The sequence below is a fragment of the Lysobacter brunescens genome, from assembly GCF_042677005.1.
In the GTDB taxonomy this organism is placed as follows: Bacteria; Pseudomonadota; Gammaproteobacteria; order Xanthomonadales; family Xanthomonadaceae; genus Lysobacter_I; species Lysobacter_I brunescens.
This window is the reverse complement of record NZ_JBHTIF010000001.1, coordinates 1,105,095-1,121,137: the sequence shown is the minus strand read 5'-3', so window position 1 is coordinate 1,121,137 and position 16,043 is coordinate 1,105,095. Positions and strand designations below refer to the sequence as shown.

The following is a 16,043-nucleotide window of genomic DNA, read 5'->3' as shown; positions in this document are numbered from 1 at the left end:
CGCGATGCCGCCCCGGGGATGTCGGCGGCACGGAATGCGCAGGAACCCCGCACGCCCCCGGTGCGCTGGCACAACTCGTGCTTGCCCACCAGAACCCAGCCCGCAGGAAACCACCATGACCCCAGCCTCCAACATCCGTATCTCTCCGATCCGCGACGGGTTCCGTCATGCCGCGCTCGCGGCCGCCCTCGTGCTGGCCATCTCGGCCTGCGGCGGCGGCGACAAGCCCGCCGACGCCGGCACCGCCGCCCCGACCGACGCCGCGGCCCCCGCCGCGCAGCCGCCGGCCCAGGCGGTCTCCGCCCAGGTCGCGGCCATGAGCGTGGACCAGCTCCGCGAAGCCGCCCGCACCGCGCAGAACGAACAGCGCATGTACGCGCCGGCCGGCAACAACGCGATGGAGTTCTACCTGGCCCTGCGCGACAAGCAGCCGAACGACGCCGCGGTGACCAGCGCGCTGACCGACCTGATGCCGTATGCGCTGATCGCGACCGAGCAGAGCATCGCCCGCGACGACTTCAGCGAAGCCCTGCGCCTCTACGCGCTGATGGAGAAGACCGACAAGAGCGCGCCGGCCCTGCCGCGCCTGAAGCAGGCGATCACCGACGCCCAGGCCAGCTTCGCCCAGCGCCAGCAGCAGCAGGAGCTCGACGCCGAAGCCGAGAAGGAGCGTCTGGCCAAGCTGGAGGAAGACCGCAAGAAGCAGCAGGAAGAGCAGCAGAAGGTCGCCGCCGAGCGCATCCAGCAGCAGCAGGCCGAAGCCGCGCGCAACGCCGAGGCGAACCGCCAGGCCGAGGCCGCGCGCCAGGCCGAAGCCGCACGCCAGGCCGAGGCCGCACGCCAGGCCGAAGCGCGTCGCCAGGCCGAAGCCGCACGTCCGACCGCCGCGCCGGCTACCGCCAGCGCCAACGACCTGCGCCTGATCAGCCAGTCCGCGCCGAAGTACCCGCCGGAAGCCTTCCGCGACCGCATCTCGGGCGAAGTGCAGGTGGAATTCACCGTCGGCACCGACGGCACCGTCACCAGCGCCCGCGTGGTCCGCGGCAACCCGCCGCGCGTGTTCGACCGCGAAGCCGTCGCGGCGGTGAAGCGCTGGCGCTACCAGCCGATCGCCTCGCCGGTCACCACCCGCCAGACGATCGCGTTCAAGCCGTAATCCCTGCGCGTTCCGCAGACACGAAGAAGCCCGGCTCGCGCCGGGCTTCTTTTTTCCTGTCATCCCGAGCGTAGCGAGGGACCTGCTTTCCGAGTCTTCTGCAAGAGCATTCAAGCAGGTCCCTCGCTACGCTCGGGATGACAGCGACTCATCGTCGCTGCCTGTACACCAACGATCAGGTCGAGATCGCCAGCTTCTCCTGGCGATAGCGCCAGATCGCGGCGAGCCACAGTACGCCGGCCAGGGCCAGCGCGCAGGCGAGGTAGATACCCCACTGCTCAGGCGATGCGGTCTCGCCACGCGAGGCCTTCACCAGCATCTGGTTCTGCGACAGGAACGGCACCGCGTACTGCCACAGGTCCTGGTCCTTGAGCGGATAGGCCATCAGCGCATAGGCCGGCAGCATCGGCATGAACATCATCCACACCAGGTGGCTCTGCGCTTCCTTCATGCTCTTGGCGCCGGCGGCGATGAAGGTGAGCAGCGCGGTGCCGATCAGCACCAGCGGCACCAGCACCAGCATCATCTTGCCGATCGCGAAATAGGACACGTCCAGCGAACGCGCCATGGCGCTGGTCGACAGGGCCGCGCTGAACTTGAACGAGAGCAGGGTCAGCACCAGCGCGACGATGCCGATCAGCGCGGCGGCCATCATCTTGCCGCTGACCAGGGTGCCGCGCGACACCGGCGTGGCCAGCAGCGGTTCGAGCGACTGCCGCTCGCGCTCGCCGGCGGTGACGTCCATGGTGAGGTTGGCGCCGCCGATGAAGGCGAACATCAGCAGCAGCACCGGCAGCATCATCGACAGGAAGCGGCCCTGCTTGGCCTCGGGCGTGGCCACGTCGCGCTGGGCGACGTTGACCGCCTGCGACAGCGAGGGATTCACGCCGCGCGCCACCAGTCGCAGCGCGCCGACCTGGCGACCGTAGGCCACCAGCGCGACGCGCACGCGCTGCACGGCGACTTCGGCGTTCTGCCGCGTGCTGTCGGAGACCACTTCGACCTTGGCCGGGCGGCCTGCGCGCCAGTCCTCGGCGAAGTCCGGGGCGATGATCAGGGCGACATCCTCGTCCTGGCGGCGGATCGCACCGACCAGGTCCTGCGGCGGGGCCTTGGCGCGGATGTCCTGGGTGGCGAGGAAGGCGACCAGGTTCGGGGCGTAATCCGCGCCGATGACCGGGATCTCCAGCGGCTTCTCCAGCTGTGTGCTGACCCGGGTCTCGACCAGCTTGCCCAGGCCGAGGAACAGCAGCGGGTAGACCAGCGGGCCGAGCAGCAGGGCCATCAGGAAGGTGCGGCGATCGCGCGCGAAGTCGCGCAGCTCCTTGCGCAGCACGGTCAGGAAGATGTTGAACGATGCGGGCATCATGCGTGCAGGCCCTCCTCCGAGCCGATCAGCTGGACGAAGGCGTCCTCGAGGTTGTCGTGGCCGGTGCGCGCGCGCAGTTCGTCGGGCGTGCCCATGGCCTTCACTTCACCGGCGGCGATCACCACGATGCGGTCGCACAGCGCGGCCACCTCCTGCATGATGTGGCTGGAGAAGATCACGCAGCGCCCTTCGGCGCGCAGCTGGCGCAGGAATTCACGCAGGCCGCGCGTGGTCATCACGTCCAGGCCGTTGGTCGGTTCGTCGAGGATGACGTTCATCGGATCGTGCACCAGCGCGCGCGCGATCGCGGTCTTGGTGCGCTGGCCCTGCGAGAAGCCTTCGGTGCGGCGGTCGAGCACGTCGGCCATGCCCAGCGCGTCGGCGAGGCGCGCGGTGCGCGCGGCGATCGTCGCCGCATCCAGGCCGTGCAGCTCGCCGAAGTAGGCGATGTTCTCGCGCGCGGTCAGGCGCTTGTACACGCCGCGTGCGTCGGGCAGCACGCCGAGGCGGCGGCGCACGTCGTTGGCGTGCGTGGCGACGTCGAAGCCATCGACGCTCACCTTGCCCTGGTCGGGCGACATCAGCGTGTAGAGCATGCGCAGCGTGGTGGTCTTGCCGGCGCCGTTGGGGCCGAGCAGGCCGGTGATTTCGCCGTCGCGCGCGGTAAAGCTCACGCCGCGCACGGCCTGGACAAGACCCGTGCGGGTCTTGAACGACTTGTGGAGATTCTGGACTTCGATCATGGGGAAGACTCTTGGTTGAACCACGCGATGCGGCGCGGCTCGATGGAATGGCTTGATGAAATAGATTCCTGACGCCGGGGAGCGGATGATCAGGGCTCCCAGCCGTAGTAGCCCGCGAACGGCGGCGAGGCCTTCAGGCGCTTGAGGCAGCCGGCGTCGAGCGCCTTCGCATCAGCCTTCTCGACGAACTGCGCGAACAGCTTGGGCATGCAGCCGGTGGTCAGCACGCTGTGGCCCTGGCCGGGCAGGACGAGATGACGGCCGTTGGGCAGGGTCTTCACCACCTCGTCGCCGTAGCGCGGCGGCGTGACCGGGTCGAATTCGCCGCTGATCGCCAGCACCGGCACGTTGCCGGACAGCGGCGTGCGGAAGTCCGCCGGGCGCGCGCCCTTCGGCCAGGCCGCGCACTGCGCCTGCAGGAATTCGGCCATGGAGGTGCCGAGGATGGTGTCCTTGTCGGCGGGATCGATGCGGATCTCCGGGTCCTCGGTGCAGCTGACCGACAGATGCATGCCCAGCGCCATCGAATCGCCGAGATCACCGGCCAGCGAACGGGCCTGCGACAGCAGCGGCTCGTAGCGGCCTTTCGAGGCATCGTGCAGCACCAGCGGCAGCATCGACGCGGACTCGGGACGATAGGCATAGAAGCGCAGCAGCGCGCTCAGATGCCCGAAGGCCGGCGCTTCCTCGCGCCATTCGCCGCTGGTCGGGTCGCGGTAGCGCACCGGGGCGATGCCGCCGGCCTGCAGCGTCGCGCGCACCGTCGCCAGCATCGCCACCGGATCGCCGATGTTGCGCTTGCACGCCGGGTCGGCGGCGCAGCGTGCGAACTGCTGCTTCAGCGCCGCGTCGAGGTTGCGCGCGTGCTCCTGGCCCAGCACCAGCGTGTTCGGCGCGATCGAATCGAGCGTGACCGTGCGCGTGTGCGCCGGATAGCGCTTGGCGAACTGCTGCGCGACGCGGGTGCCGTAGGAAATGCCGACGAGGTTGAGCTTGTCCACGCCGACCGTCCTGCGCAGCAGGTCGAGGTCGCGGATGTGGTCGGTGGTGGTGTAGTAGCGCAGGTCCGAGGTCTTCGACAGGCGACCGCGGCAGCGTTCTGCCAGCCCCCGCATCTGCGCGGCGTCGGGTTCGGTGGCGCTGCCGTCCATCAGCTCGCCCAGTTCATCGCACTCCAGGAGATGCGAGCCGCCGGTGCCGCGTGCATCCATCAGCAGGATGTTGCGACTGCGGCGCACGTCTTCCAGCGCGTCGTGCAGCCCGGGATAGGCATCGAGGATGGCCTGGCCCGGGCCGCCGGCGAGGATGACCAGCGGATCGGGCTGGGTGGCGTTCTTCGCCGGGATCAGCGCGACGGCGAGGTCGATCGTCCGCCCCTTCGGGGCATCGTGGTTCTCGGGCGCCTTGAGGGTGGCGCACTGCGCCTCGATGGCGGCGGTGCCTTCCTCGCCGAGGGAACAGGGCTTGAAGCGCAGCTGGCCGTAGCGCAGGTCGCCCTCGGCATCGGTGCGCAGGGTCGGGGCGGTCTGGGTGGCGCCGCCACCGCAGCCGGCGAGCGCGAGCGCCAGGGCGGACAACAAAAGGAATTTGGGCATGGAGGACTTCCGGTGCTGGGGGTTCGCCGGCAACGTCGACCGGCTTCAGGGATCAGGACGCAGGGGCGGGGAGAATGTGACCGGCGGGATGCGCGGGCACAAGCGCGGCAATCCCCGCCTGTCCGGGACAGGCGGAGTCGGAGGTGGCGGTGTCGACGCGGGGATGGACTTACGCGCGGCCGTGCAGGTAATCCAGGGTCACTTGCAGCATCGAGCGGAAGCCGACATCGAGCGCGGATTCGTCGAGGAAGAATTCCGGCGAGTGGTTCGACGGCGCCTTCACCGGGTCCTGTCCCTGCGGCGTGGCGCCGACGAAGAAGAAGAACCCGGGGACTTCGCGGGCGTAGAACGAGAAATCCTCGGCGCCCATGTTGAGGTCCATCTCGACGACGTTGCCTGCGCCCGCCGCGCGCTGGAGGCTGGGCACCATCTTCGCGGTGAGCGCAGGGTCGTTGACGGTGACCGGGTTGCCCTTGGTGTCGGGCACCTGGGCGACGGCGGTGGCGCCGTGCGCGGCGGACACGTGCTCGGCGACGTTCACCAGGTCCTTGAACACGGCCTGGCGCATGCCTTCGTCGAAGGTGCGGATGGTGCCGATCAGTTCGACCTGGTCCGGGATGATGTTGTAGCGGATGCCGCCCTTGATCGCGCCGAAGCTGACGACCACGGGCTGCTTGGAGATGTTCTGCCGACGCGACACGATCGTCTGCGCGCTGCCGATCACGTCGGCCGCCGCGACGATCGGGTCCACGCCGCCCCAGGGCCGCGAGCCGTGGGTCTGCCGGCCCTTGATCACGATGTTGAAGCGGTCGGACGCGGCCATCGTCGGGCCGCTGCGATAGCCGACCTTGCCGGCGTTGAGCGTGCTGAACACGTGCAGGCCGAACACGGCCTCCGGCTTGAAGTCGCGGAAGATGCCCTGCTTCAGCATTTCCTCGGCGCCGCCTTCCTCGCCGTCCGGCGGGCCTTCCTCGGCGGGCTGGAACACGAACAGGATCTCGCCCGGCAGATCGGCCTTCATCGCCGCCAGCGCCTCGGCCACGCCCATCAGGATCGAGGTGTGCGCGTCGTGGCCGCAGGCATGCATCACGCCGACGGTCTCGCCGCGGAAGGTCGAGGTGGCCTTCGATGCGAAGGGCAGGTCGTTGCGCTCGGTCACCGGCAGCGCGTCCATGTCGGCGCGCAGCGCGATGCGCGGGCCGGGCTTGCCGCCCTTGAGCACCGCGACCACGCCGGTGGTGGCGATGCCGGTCTTCACCTCGAAACCAAGCTTGCGCAGGTGGTCGGCGACCAGCTTCGACGTACGCACCTCGCGATTGCCCAGCTCGGGATGCTGGTGGATGTCGCGACGCCAGGCCAGCACCTTCGGCTGCAGGCGCTGGGCCTGCGCGTCGACCTCAGGGCGCGCGCCGTCGGCGGCGAATGCGGACGAGGCGGACAGCAGTGCGGCGAGCGCGGCGGCAAGGGTGGTGGCGCTCGCGGTCGAAGCGGGCAGGATCGAAGCGGGCAGGAGCGTGCGCATGCGGGGCCTCCGGAGTGATCCGCCGATCCTACCCCATCGCGTCGCTGCGCCCCCGGCGAACCGGGCATCCGTCATGGTTCTCCACGAGTCGCCCGAACCGGCATGATCGGTATCGCCGAAAGCGGTCGCCCGACTGCTCGTCAAACGCCGGCATGCATGCGAGTCTGCGGCCTTTCGCATCCATCGGGACCCACCCATGTCGAACCCGTCCTCCCGGCCGCTGGAAGGCGACGCCGCGCTGATCCGTGCCGTCGGCACCTTCGCGCTGACCGCCGCGGTCATCAACGTGATCATCGGCGGCGGCATCTTCCGTATGCCCTCGGCGCTGGGCGGACAGATGGGCATGGCCGCGCCGCTGGCGATCCTCGCCGGCGCGCTGGCGATCATCCCGGTCGCGCTGTGCTTCTCCGCCATCGGCAGCCGCGTGCGCGCCACCGGCGGGCCTTACACCTACCTCACCGCCGTGTTCGGTTCGTTCGCCGGCTTCATCGCCGGCGCGCTGATGTGGATCAGCAACATCGCCTCCAGCGCCGGCGTCGCCGCCGCGCTGTCCGAGCAGGTGGCGACGCTCGTGCCCGCCCTCGCCGGCAAGACCGAGCGCGCACTGCTGCTCACCGGCGTGTACGCGCTGCTGTTCGCGCTCAATGCCTTCGGCGTGAAGCTCGGCGCGCGCGCGATCGCGGTGCTGGCCACGCTGAAGCTCGCGCCGCTGTTCCTGCTCGCGGCGGTGGGCATCTGGTTCGTCGACTGGTCGCAGGTGAGCTTTTCCTTCGGCGACGTGCCCTCGGTCTCCGCGCTCGGCGCCTCGATGGTGCTGGTGATGTTCGCCTACTCGGGCATGGAGACCGCGCTGGTGCCGTCGGGCGAGCTGCGCGACCCCTCGCGCAACGTGCCGCGCGCGACGCTGGCCGCGATCCTGCTGGTAGTGCTGCTGTACCTGGGCCTGCAGATCGTCGGCCAGGGTCTGCTCGGCCCGGCACTGGCGAACAGCCCGGTGCCGATCGCCGACACCGCCGCGAAACTGTGGGAACCCGGCCGTGTGCTGCTGCTCGCCACCGCCTGCGTGTCGATGACCGGCTTCCTGATGGGCAACCTGATGGGCACCTCGCGCCTGGTATTCGCGCTCGGTCGCGACGGCTACCTGCCGCGCGCCTTCGGCCGCGTCACCGAAACGCACCGCGTGCCGCTGTTCGCGCTGGCCGCGCATGCGATTCCCGCCTGGCTACTCGCGCTGGGCGGCAGCTTCGACAAGCTCGCGCTGATCTCCGGCGGCGCCATCTGCCTGATGTACGCCTTCGTCAGCGTCGCCGCGTGGCGCGCGCAGCACATCGGCCTGCGCGATGCCGAGGCCACGCCCTTCGCATTGCCCGGCGGTCCGCTGATCCCGGCGATCTCGCTGCTGGCGATGCTCGCCATCGTCACCACGCTCAAGCCCGACGAATGGGCCGCCATTGGCATTGCGCTGGGTGCGCTGGTGCTGGTGTACGCGGGACTGCGCGGCGCGGCGAAAAAAGCGGCCTGACCGCAGCGCAGGGATTCAGTGCGTGTTGCGGTCGCGATCCCAGCCGCGATGCCTGATGTCCAGATACAGGCTGTAGCAGGCGGTGAACGCGGGAAAGAGGTTCTGCAGGATGCCGACCGCGTCCTGCTTCGAGGAGAAGATGAAGTAGCTGAGCGTCATCAGGCTGCCGACGATGCTCATGTACCAGAACAGGCGCGGGATGACCGGCTTGCCGGCACGCTTGCTGGCGATGAACTGCACCACCCAGCGGCAGCCGAACATCAGCGCGCCGGTCAGGCCGATCAGCTTCCACGGGCTCATGTGGATGCCGGTCCACTCCAGCCACGCGATCGGCGTGTTCATCAGGTCCATGCTCAGAGCTCCCGCACCGCCGTGCGCTTGCTGCGCACGATCAGCCAGGCCACGCCGCGCAGGTCGCGCAGGCCGACCAAGGCGCGGTTGAGGTTGTTGTACTTGGACACGCCGCTGGCGCGATGGCGGTGGTTCACCGGCACGCTGACCGTCTTCCAGCCCGCGCGCTGCATCAGCGCGGGCAGGTAGCGATGCATGTGGTCGAAGTACGGCAGGTCGAGGAAGGCCTCGCGCTCGAACAGCTTGATGCCGCAGCCGGTGTCCGGTGTCGCATCGCGCAGCATGCGGCTGCGGATCGCATTCGCGAACTTCGAGGCCCAGCGCTTGCTGCCGGTGTCCTGGCGGTTGACGCGCCAGCCGGCGAACAGCTTCACGTCGGCGGGCGATTCCGCGCGCTTGGCGAGCAGCTTCGGGATGTCCGCCGGATCGTTCTGGCCGTCGCCGTCGAGCGTGGCGATCCACGCGCCGCGCGCGGCCTTCACGCCGGTGCGCACCGCGGTGCTCTGCCCACTCTGGCTGACGTGGTGCAGCACGCGCAGCTCCGGCACCGTGGCCTTCAGGCCCTGCAGCACGGCGAGCGTGTCGTCGCGCGAATGGTCGTCGACGTAGACGATCTCGAAGTCGACCAGACCGCGCAGCGCGGCGACGATCTCGTTGACCAGCGGCGTGACGTTGTCGCGCTCGTTGAACACCGGGACGACGACGGAGAGATGGGGGGGGGTCATCGATGGAATCCGCGTAATGTGCGCCAACTGCCGGAAGACGCGCTCAAATGCGCGCCTTCAACCGCTCCAGCACCCCGTCCAGCGTCTCCAGGTCGGTGTAGTGGATGACCAGGCGGCCCTTGCCGCCGCGACCGTGGAGGACGTTGACGACGGTGCCGAGCGATTCGGACAGGTCGCGCTCGAGGGCGACGATGTCGGCCTGCGGCTTGGCCTTCACGGGCTTGGCGGCCTTGTTGCCGGTCGGGATCTGGCCGGCGCTGAGCTGCTGCACGCGGTGCTCGACCTCGCGCACCGACCAGCCGTGCTCGGCGGCCTGGCGGGCCAGGGCGATCGCGGCCTGCGGGGTCAGAGACAGCAGGGCGCGGGCGTGGCCCATTTCCAGCGCGCGGGTCTCGACCAGGGTGCGGATGTCCGGCGGCAGTTCGAGCAGGCGCAGCAGGTTGGACACCGCTGCGCGCGAACGGCCCACGGCCTCGGCGGCCTGGGCGTGGGTGAGGTCGAATTCGTCGATCAGGCGCTGCAGCGCCTGCGCCTCTTCCAGCGGGTTGAGGTCCTCGCGCTGGATGTTCTCGATCAGCGCCATCGCGACCACGGTGCGGTCGTCGACCTCGCGGATCACCACCGGCACTTCGCTCAGGCCGGCCTGCTGCGAGGCGCGCCAGCGACGTTCGCCGGCGATGATCTCGTAGACCTTGCCGCCCTTGTCGCGGTCGATCTCGCGCACCACGACCGGCTGGATCACGCCCTGTGCCTTGATCGACTCGGCCAGCTCGGTGAGCTTGCCCGGGTCCATCGCGCGGCGCGGCTGGTACTTGCCGGGGGTCAGCGCATCGATCGGCAGCATGCGCAGGGTGTCGGTGGGCGTGGCTTCCAGCGCGGGCGCCTCCGCGGCGGCCTTGGGGCCGAGCAGGGCTTCGAGACCGCGGCCGAGGCCACGCTTTTTCACTGCCGTCATGCGGACGTCTCCTCCGAGGATGCGGACGACTTGTCGTGGGCGGCCGTCCCGGCCTGTTGACGCTCCAGCTGGCGCTCGCGCTGGCGGCGGATCACTTCCACCGCCAGGCCGAGGTAGGCGATGGCGCCGCGCGAGGCGCGGTCGTAGCCGACGATGCTCTGCCCGTAGCTGGGCGCTTCGGCCAGGCGCACGTTGCGCGGCACCACGGTGGTGAACACCTTGTCGCCGAAGTGCTTCTCCAGGTCGGCGGACACCGCGTTGGCGAGGTTGTTGCGCGCGTCGAACATAGTGCGCAGCACGCCCTCGATCTCCAGCGCGGGGTTGAGCTTGGCCTTCAGCGCCTCGATGGTCTCGATCAGCGCGCTCAGGCCTTCCAGCGCGTAGTACTCGCACTGCATCGGCACCAGCACCGAGTCGGCGGCGGTCAGCGCGTTGAGGGTGAGCAGCGACAGCGCCGGCGGGCAGTCGATGATGATGAAGTCGTAGCGGTCGCGCAGGCTGTCGAGCGCGCGCTTGAGGCGCTGCTCGCGGCCGGGCTCGTCCATCAGCTCGATCTCGGCGGCGGTCAGGTCGGTGTTGCCGGGCAGCAGGTCGAAGCCTTCCGGCGTGCGCACCACGACATCGACCGCATGCATCTCCTCCAGGATCACGTCGCAGGTGGAGCCGGCGAGCTCGCGCTTGTCGACGCCGCTGCCCATGGTCGCGTTGCCCTGCGCGTCGAGATCGACCAGCAGCACGCGCTTGGGAGCCAGCGCCAGCGCGGCGGCGAGGTTGACCGAGGTCGTGGTCTTGCCGACCCCGCCTTTCTGGTTGGCGATGGCGATGATGCGGGCCATGGATGGGTCCGGTGGGTACTCGTGGAGGCGGAATGCACCGTACCACCCCATGCCTTCCGGTATGGAGCGAAAGCGGCCGAACCGCAGATTATGCCTGCTGCCGGGGCGTCCCGGGGTCAGCTTGCGACCGAAGGGTCGCGGCCGATCGTGACCAGGTGGCGCTCGGCGTCCAGCCCGGGCACGGCCAGCGGCTGGATCCCGCGCACCGTCCAGCCCGGCGGCAGGGCGGCGATCTCCTCGTCCGGGCGCGCGCCCTTCATCGCCAGCAGCACCCCGTCAGGGGCCAGCAGGTGCCCGCCCAGGGCCAGGATCTGCGGCAGGGTGGCCAGGGCGCGGGCGGTGATCGCCTGGTAGGCACCGGGGCGGTCGAGGGCTTCGATCCGCGACTCCGCGACCTCGGCATTGCCCAGGCCCAGGGTGCGCAGGGCCTCGCGCATGAAGCGCGCCTTCTTGCCGGCCGATTCGACCAGGGTCACGCGCAGGCCCGGGGTGGCGATGGCCAGCGGGATGCCCGGCAGGCCGGGGCCGGTGCCGAGGTCGGCCAGGGTGGCCACGTCGCGCACGGCCGGCGCCATCGCCAGCGAGTCGAGCAGGTGCTTGGTCACCATCTCGCGCGGGTCGCGGATGGCGGTGAGGTTGTAGGTGGCGTTCCAGCGCAGCATCAGCGCGAGATAGCGGGCCAGCGGCTCGGCCAGGGCGGCATCGAGGCCGAGCGCGGCGAGGCCGGCGTCGAGGTCCGCGCGCGCGTCGGCGGGAAGGGAAGACATGCTCATGGCGGCATTATCGCCGAGGTTCGGGCCAAGGTCTGGCAGGACTCAGCCGGCGTCGCGCCACGCCAGCGTCGCCAGATAGCCGGGCGACGGCGTCCAGGCGTGCAGGCGCCAGTCGTCGGGCCGGCCCAGTTCGGGGTCGCAGTCGAGCAGGCGCGGCGGGCCGTCGCGGTCGTCCAGCGAGAAACGCAGCCGGTGCAGTCCGAACGACAGCCCGCGCCCGTGGGCCTTGAGCAGCGCTTCCTTCGCGCACCACAACCGGGTGAAGTCGCGCTGCAGCGCGTCCGGATCGGTCGCCAGGCCCTCCAGCGCCTCGGTCTCGGCCGGATGAAAGAAGCGCTGGGCCAGGGCCAGCGCCTTGGGGCGCGGGCGCAGCAGCTCGATGTCGATGCCGACCCGGGCACCGTCGGCGCAGGCGGCGATCAACCGCTCGCCGCTGTGGCTCCAGTTGACGTCGGCATGGTGCGGCCCGGCGTCGATGTGCGGCCGGCCGTGGGCGTCGCGCGCGATCCGCAGCGCCGCCGGCGTCACGCCCCAGGCCGCGCCGAGCCAGTCGCGCACCCGGTCTTCGGCCCGGTCACCGGGACGGTAGGGCCACCAGGCGCAATGCACGGGGCCGGAAACGAGGGACTCCACGGTGCGTCGGAATTTGGGCGGGCAGGGGGCGCCAGCGTAAGCTACGCCGGGGCGGGCAGCCACAATGCCCGGAGAAACACGCGGAGAACGGGCGGATGTCGGCAGCGCTGGAATCGATGGGGGCCGGGGCGGCACAGGCGGCCTCGCGGCGCATGGCGATCGCCGAGGGATCGGGCGGGCGCTGCTTCGCCTTCGACGGTCATGGCCGCATCCCGCTGGACACCTTCCTCGCCGAGGTGCGCGGCGTCGCCGCCGGCCTGCCCGAGGCCGCCTGCGCGGTGAACCTCTGCGAGGACCGCTACCGCTTCCTGGTCGCCTTCTGCGCGGTCGCGCTGCGCGGCCAGATCAACCTGCTGCCGCCGTCGCGCACGCCCGCCGCGATCGACGACGTGCGCCGCCAGTATCCCGACAGCTACTGCATTTCCGACGTGCGCCTGAGCCCGGCGCCGCCGCGCCTGCATGCCCTGCCCGAACGCCTGCCCAAGCTCGACGGCCCGCGTCCCGAGGTCGATGCCGGCGCGCTGGCGATGATCGGCTTCACCTCCGGCAGCACCGGCACGCCCGGCGCGAACCCCAAGACCTGGGGCAGCCTGCGCCGCAGCACCGCGCAGAACGCGGCGGTGCTGCGGCATTTCTGGCCCGATGGCGGCGCGACCGAGGCCACGCTGCCGATCATCGCCACGGTGCCGCCGCAGCACATGTACGGCATGGAGCTGTCGGTGCTGCTGCCGCTGCTGGCGAACGCCGCCGTGCATGGCGGACGCCCGTTCTTCCCGGACGACGTGGCCCGCGCGCTGCGCGAGGCCCACGGCGAGGCCCTGCTGGTGACCACGCCGGTGCACCTGCGCGCGCTGGTGGAGTCGGGCATCGACCTGCCGCGTCCGTCGGGGATCGTGACGGCCACCGCGCCGTTGCCGCAGGCGCTGGCCGCCGCCGCCGAGCAGCGCTTCGGCTGCGAGGTGCGCGAACTGTTCGGTTCCACCGAGACCTGCGTGATCGCCACCCGCCGCACTGCGCGCGACGACCTGTGGCAGCTGCTGCCCGACGTCCGCCTGCAGCCGCAGCCCGACGGCACCCTGGTGCAGGCCGCGCACCTGCCCGCGCCGGTGATGCTGGCCGATCTGGTCGAACTGCGTCCCGAAGGCCGCTTCCTGCTCTGCGGCCGCCAGGCCGACCTGCTCGAAATCGCCGGCAAGCGCGCCTCGCTCGGCGACCTCACCCGCCGCCTGCTCGCCGTGCCCGGCGTGCTCGACGGCGTGATGCTGCAGCTCGATCCGTGCGAGGTCACCGGCGTGCGCCGCATCGCCGCGCTGGCCGTGGCGCCGGGCATGGACGAAACCGCCATCCTCGACGCGCTGCGCCAGAGCATCGACCCGCTGTTCCTGCCGCGCCGCCTGCGCCTGGTCGACGCGCTGCCGCGCAACGAGACCGGCAAGCTGCCACGCGCAGCGCTGCTGCCGCTGCTGCGCTGAGCGCGCAGCCGCAAACGATCAGCCGGCCTTCGCCGGTGCCTTCGGCGCTGCGGCCGCCGCGACGATCCGCACGCCCTTGAGCTGCGGCGTGCCGTCGACGACATCGGTCCAGACCACGTGCGCGACCGCGCCGTCCAGCACCAGTTTCGGCATGCCCGTGGCGCGGCCCCGGCCGTTCACGTCGGCCAGCTTGGTGCGCTGTATTTCCTTCGACAGATCGGGCGCGTAGCGCGCCAGCCACAGGCTCTGCGCACCCTTCACCTCGCGCAGCCAGACGATCCAGACCTGCTTCGCGTCGATGGCGACCGCCACGCGGCCGGAGACTTCGGGCCCCTTGTCGAGCACCAGCGGCTTGCCGAACGTCGCGCCGGCATCGCTGGACGCCGCCAGCTTCACCGCGACCTCATCGTTGGCGCCGGTGTACCAGGCCACCACGGCCTGCCGGTCCAGCGCCGCGACCGAGGGACCGTTGACCGGGCAGGCCGGCATCTTCCAGCCGTCGGCATGCACCGGCTTCGGCGTCGACCACGCCTTGCCATCGAACCGCGTGGCGTAGATGTCGCGGATCTCGTCCTTGGTGCGGTCGCGATAGACCAGCAGCGCGCCATCGCGCGTCGTTGCGACATCGGTCTGGCAGCAGTCGCAGACATCGACATCGATCTGCGCGGCATCGCGATCGGCCATGTTCGCGTCGAACACCGCCGCGCGCAGGGTCATCGGGCCGCGCGCGTCGCCGTGGCCACCATGCCCGTCGCCCTGCCCCGCCTCGTGCCCCGCGCCACCGCCGGTGTTGCGCCCGTCGAGCCAGGCCACGCCGAGCAGACCGTCGTCCTGCGCCCACATCGACACGAACCCGTGCTCGGTCGTGGTCGCGTCGTCGTGCACCTTGCGCGGCGCGCTCCAGTTCATGCCGTGGTCCAGCGAACGCACCAGCATCACGTCGTAGGCATACGGCGCATCGGCGGATTTCTGCAGCCAGTGCGCCCACAGCGCGCGATCGGGCGTGGCGGTGATGTGCGGCGTGTCGGCCCAGTTCACGAACATCGAATTGCCGACCGCGATCGTGCGCGCGGTCTGCCAGCCGCGATCGGGCAGGTGTTCGGCGAACTGAAAGGCCGGGCGACGCCCCGGTACCTCGCTGATCCAGCTCAGCAGCAGTCGGCCATCGGGCGCAAGGCTCAGATCCGGCTGCGCCGTGCCCGGCATCGCCGGCAGCGGCCAGGCCTCGATCGCGATGTCGCCGGCGATCACGGGTTTCGGGGCTTCGACCTCGGCGGCACAGCCGGCGAGCAGGGCGAAGGCGAGGACGGTGAGGAGAGTAGGCGTACGCATCGCGCTAGGGTACGCCATCGCCCTCATGCATGACCGCTTCGGACGACCCCCTTCGCACCTGCGGCAATGCCGCCAGGAACCGCGCGATCCCGGCATCGCTGCGCAACACCTCGACGCGAACGCCATGCGCCGCCGCCTCGCGCAGCTTCACCAGCACGGCCGGGCGCCTGCGCCAACGGTACGTCGCGATCCACCACAGGAAATCCGGATCGATCCTTTCGTTGCAGCCGGGCGTCATGTCCGGACGATGCCGGCTGCGATGCATCCAGCGCCGCCGCAGTACGCGCCACAGGCATTGCCACGGCGGGAGATCGAGCAGCAATGCCGTGTCGCAGGCGGACAGGCGCAGGTCGAGCGTACCGCCGAAATTGCCATCCATCACCCAGGCTTCGGCGGCGAGCAAGGCACGAACCCTCCCTTCCCACGCATCGCGCTCCGGCTGCACCCAGCCAGATTGCCAGTACAGCGCATCGAGATGAAGCAACGGCAGGTCCAGCCGCTCGGCCAGCAAGCGCGCGAGCGTGGATTTTCCCGCGCCGCCAGGGCCAATCAGAAGGACTCTTCGCATGCCTGGCGCGCGCGCATCATTCGACGTCGATCTTCCTCGACTTCGCGAGCAGCTGCCGCGCTTCCTCTTCGCCGATCCGTTCGATGACCGCGCACTCGCCACCCGGGCGCACCTTGAAATGAATCGTCTCGCCGTTCACGGCGGTGAACTGCAGGCTGTCGAACTTCATGGTCGGCGACCAGCCGCCGAAGCACTTCACGCCGACCGTGTGCGGCGTACCCGCGCGCGCCTCGAATTCGACATGCCGGCCGGTCCTGAGCTGGCCGCGATCCATGCCGTCGAGGCTGACCCCGTACTTCAGGCCAGCACCGACCAGGCTCTGCGTACGCAGCACCACGACGGTGGCAACACCGTCCTGCTGCTGCACTTCGGCGGGTGCAGGCGCGTCTGGCTGTCCTGCCGGCTGCCCGCCCTTCCACTGCATCCAGTCCTGGCCCAGTGCCAGCAGCAGCACCACGTGACCGATCGATCTCAGCATGACCCCTCCCGGG

At 70.4% G+C, this 16,043-nt stretch carries 16 protein-coding genes; 3 read left to right on the top strand and 13 right to left on the bottom strand.

Going from position 1 to position 16,043, the window contains the following annotated elements; genetic code table 11:
* The first annotated feature begins 115 nt into the window (after nucleotides 1-115).
* Complete coding sequence (locus ACFQ0E_RS04790) at nucleotides 116-1,156, top strand: energy transducer TonB (protein ID WP_386822541.1); 1,041 nt, start codon at nucleotides 116-118, stop codon at nucleotides 1,154-1,156.
* Nucleotides 1,157-1,331: 175 nt separating this feature from the next.
* Here ACFQ0E_RS04790 and ACFQ0E_RS04785 read toward each other — a convergent pair whose 3' ends face one another.
* The 4 genes from ACFQ0E_RS04785 to ACFQ0E_RS04770 all read right to left on the bottom strand — a co-directional run bounded on the left by ACFQ0E_RS04785 (nucleotide 1,332) and on the right by ACFQ0E_RS04770 (nucleotide 6,385).
* Nucleotides 1,332-2,525, bottom strand: coding sequence for an ABC transporter permease (locus tag ACFQ0E_RS04785; RefSeq protein WP_386822540.1), 1,194 nt, complete (start codon nucleotides 2,523-2,525; stop codon nucleotides 1,332-1,334).
* Nucleotides 2,522-3,268 carry an ABC transporter ATP-binding protein gene (locus tag ACFQ0E_RS04780; RefSeq protein WP_137853341.1) on the bottom strand — a complete coding sequence of 249 codons (747 nt, stop codon included), beginning with the start codon at nucleotides 3,266-3,268 and terminating at the stop codon, nucleotides 2,522-2,524. Before ACFQ0E_RS04780 ends, ACFQ0E_RS04785 begins: the two co-directional genes overlap by 4 nt.
* A gap of 89 nt (nucleotides 3,269-3,357) precedes the next feature.
* Nucleotides 3,358-4,863, bottom strand: a complete 1,506-nt coding sequence (locus ACFQ0E_RS04775; protein ID WP_386822539.1) for an alpha/beta hydrolase — start codon at nucleotides 4,861-4,863, stop codon at nucleotides 3,358-3,360.
* Nucleotides 4,864-5,032: 169 nt separating this feature from the next.
* On the bottom strand, nucleotides 5,033-6,385 hold the full coding sequence (locus ACFQ0E_RS04770; RefSeq protein WP_386822538.1) for a M20 family metallopeptidase: 1,353 nt from the start codon (nucleotides 6,383-6,385) through the stop codon (nucleotides 5,033-5,035).
* A 196-nt stretch (nucleotides 6,386-6,581) separates the two neighbouring features.
* On the opposite strand from ACFQ0E_RS04770, the gene ACFQ0E_RS04765 reads away from it, so the two are divergent.
* Nucleotides 6,582-7,907, top strand: a complete 1,326-nt coding sequence (locus ACFQ0E_RS04765; RefSeq protein WP_386822537.1) for an APC family permease — start codon at nucleotides 6,582-6,584, stop codon at nucleotides 7,905-7,907.
* Between the two features lie 15 nt (nucleotides 7,908-7,922).
* On the opposite strand, the gene ACFQ0E_RS04760 is transcribed toward ACFQ0E_RS04765, so the two are convergent.
* The 6 genes from ACFQ0E_RS04760 to ACFQ0E_RS04735 form a co-directional block, all read right to left on the bottom strand.
* Complete coding sequence (locus tag ACFQ0E_RS04760; protein ID WP_386822536.1) at nucleotides 7,923-8,258, bottom strand: lipid-A-disaccharide synthase N-terminal domain-containing protein; 336 nt, start codon at nucleotides 8,256-8,258, stop codon at nucleotides 7,923-7,925.
* Nucleotides 8,259-8,260: 2 nt separating this feature from the next.
* Complete coding sequence (locus ACFQ0E_RS04755; RefSeq protein ID WP_386822535.1) at nucleotides 8,261-8,983, bottom strand: glycosyltransferase family 2 protein; 723 nt, start codon at nucleotides 8,981-8,983, stop codon at nucleotides 8,261-8,263.
* Between the two features lie 43 nt (nucleotides 8,984-9,026).
* On the bottom strand, nucleotides 9,027-9,938 hold the full coding sequence (locus tag ACFQ0E_RS04750; protein WP_386822534.1) for a ParB/RepB/Spo0J family partition protein: 912 nt from the start codon (nucleotides 9,936-9,938) through the stop codon (nucleotides 9,027-9,029).
* Nucleotides 9,935-10,774, bottom strand: coding sequence for a ParA family protein (locus ACFQ0E_RS04745; protein ID WP_386822533.1), 840 nt, complete (start codon nucleotides 10,772-10,774; stop codon nucleotides 9,935-9,937). Before ACFQ0E_RS04745 ends, ACFQ0E_RS04750 begins: the two co-directional genes overlap by 4 nt.
* A 116-nt stretch (nucleotides 10,775-10,890) precedes the next feature.
* Nucleotides 10,891-11,547, bottom strand: coding sequence for a 16S rRNA (guanine(527)-N(7))-methyltransferase RsmG (gene rsmG, locus ACFQ0E_RS04740; protein WP_386822532.1), 657 nt, complete (start codon nucleotides 11,545-11,547; stop codon nucleotides 10,891-10,893).
* A gap of 42 nt (nucleotides 11,548-11,589) precedes the next feature.
* Nucleotides 11,590-12,180 (bottom strand): 4'-phosphopantetheinyl transferase family protein, encoded by a 591-nt coding sequence (locus tag ACFQ0E_RS04735; protein ID WP_386822531.1) that lies wholly within the window; start codon nucleotides 12,178-12,180, stop codon nucleotides 11,590-11,592.
* Between the two features lie 116 nt (nucleotides 12,181-12,296).
* Between ACFQ0E_RS04735 and ACFQ0E_RS04730 the strand changes: the two genes are divergently transcribed.
* Nucleotides 12,297-13,652, top strand: coding sequence for an AMP-binding protein (locus ACFQ0E_RS04730; protein ID WP_386824035.1), 1,356 nt, complete (start codon nucleotides 12,297-12,299; stop codon nucleotides 13,650-13,652).
* Nucleotides 13,653-13,670: 18 nt separating this feature from the next.
* On the opposite strand, the gene ACFQ0E_RS04725 is transcribed toward ACFQ0E_RS04730, so the two are convergent.
* From ACFQ0E_RS04725 to ACFQ0E_RS04715, 3 genes are read right to left on the bottom strand one after another with little or no spacing between them, the layout of a single operon-like run.
* Nucleotides 13,671-15,002, bottom strand: coding sequence for a sialidase family protein (locus tag ACFQ0E_RS04725; protein ID WP_386822530.1), 1,332 nt, complete (start codon nucleotides 15,000-15,002; stop codon nucleotides 13,671-13,673).
* Nucleotides 14,989-15,552, bottom strand: coding sequence for an AAA family ATPase (locus ACFQ0E_RS04720; protein ID WP_386824033.1), 564 nt, complete (start codon nucleotides 15,550-15,552; stop codon nucleotides 14,989-14,991). The genes ACFQ0E_RS04725 and ACFQ0E_RS04720 overlap by 14 nt, the downstream gene beginning before the upstream one ends.
* A 16-nt stretch (nucleotides 15,553-15,568) precedes the next feature.
* Nucleotides 15,569-16,030: a hypothetical protein gene (locus ACFQ0E_RS04715; RefSeq protein WP_386822529.1), complete on the bottom strand. Its 462-nt coding sequence runs from the start codon at nucleotides 16,028-16,030 to the stop codon at nucleotides 15,569-15,571.
* Between the last annotated feature and the right edge of the window lie 13 nt (nucleotides 16,031-16,043).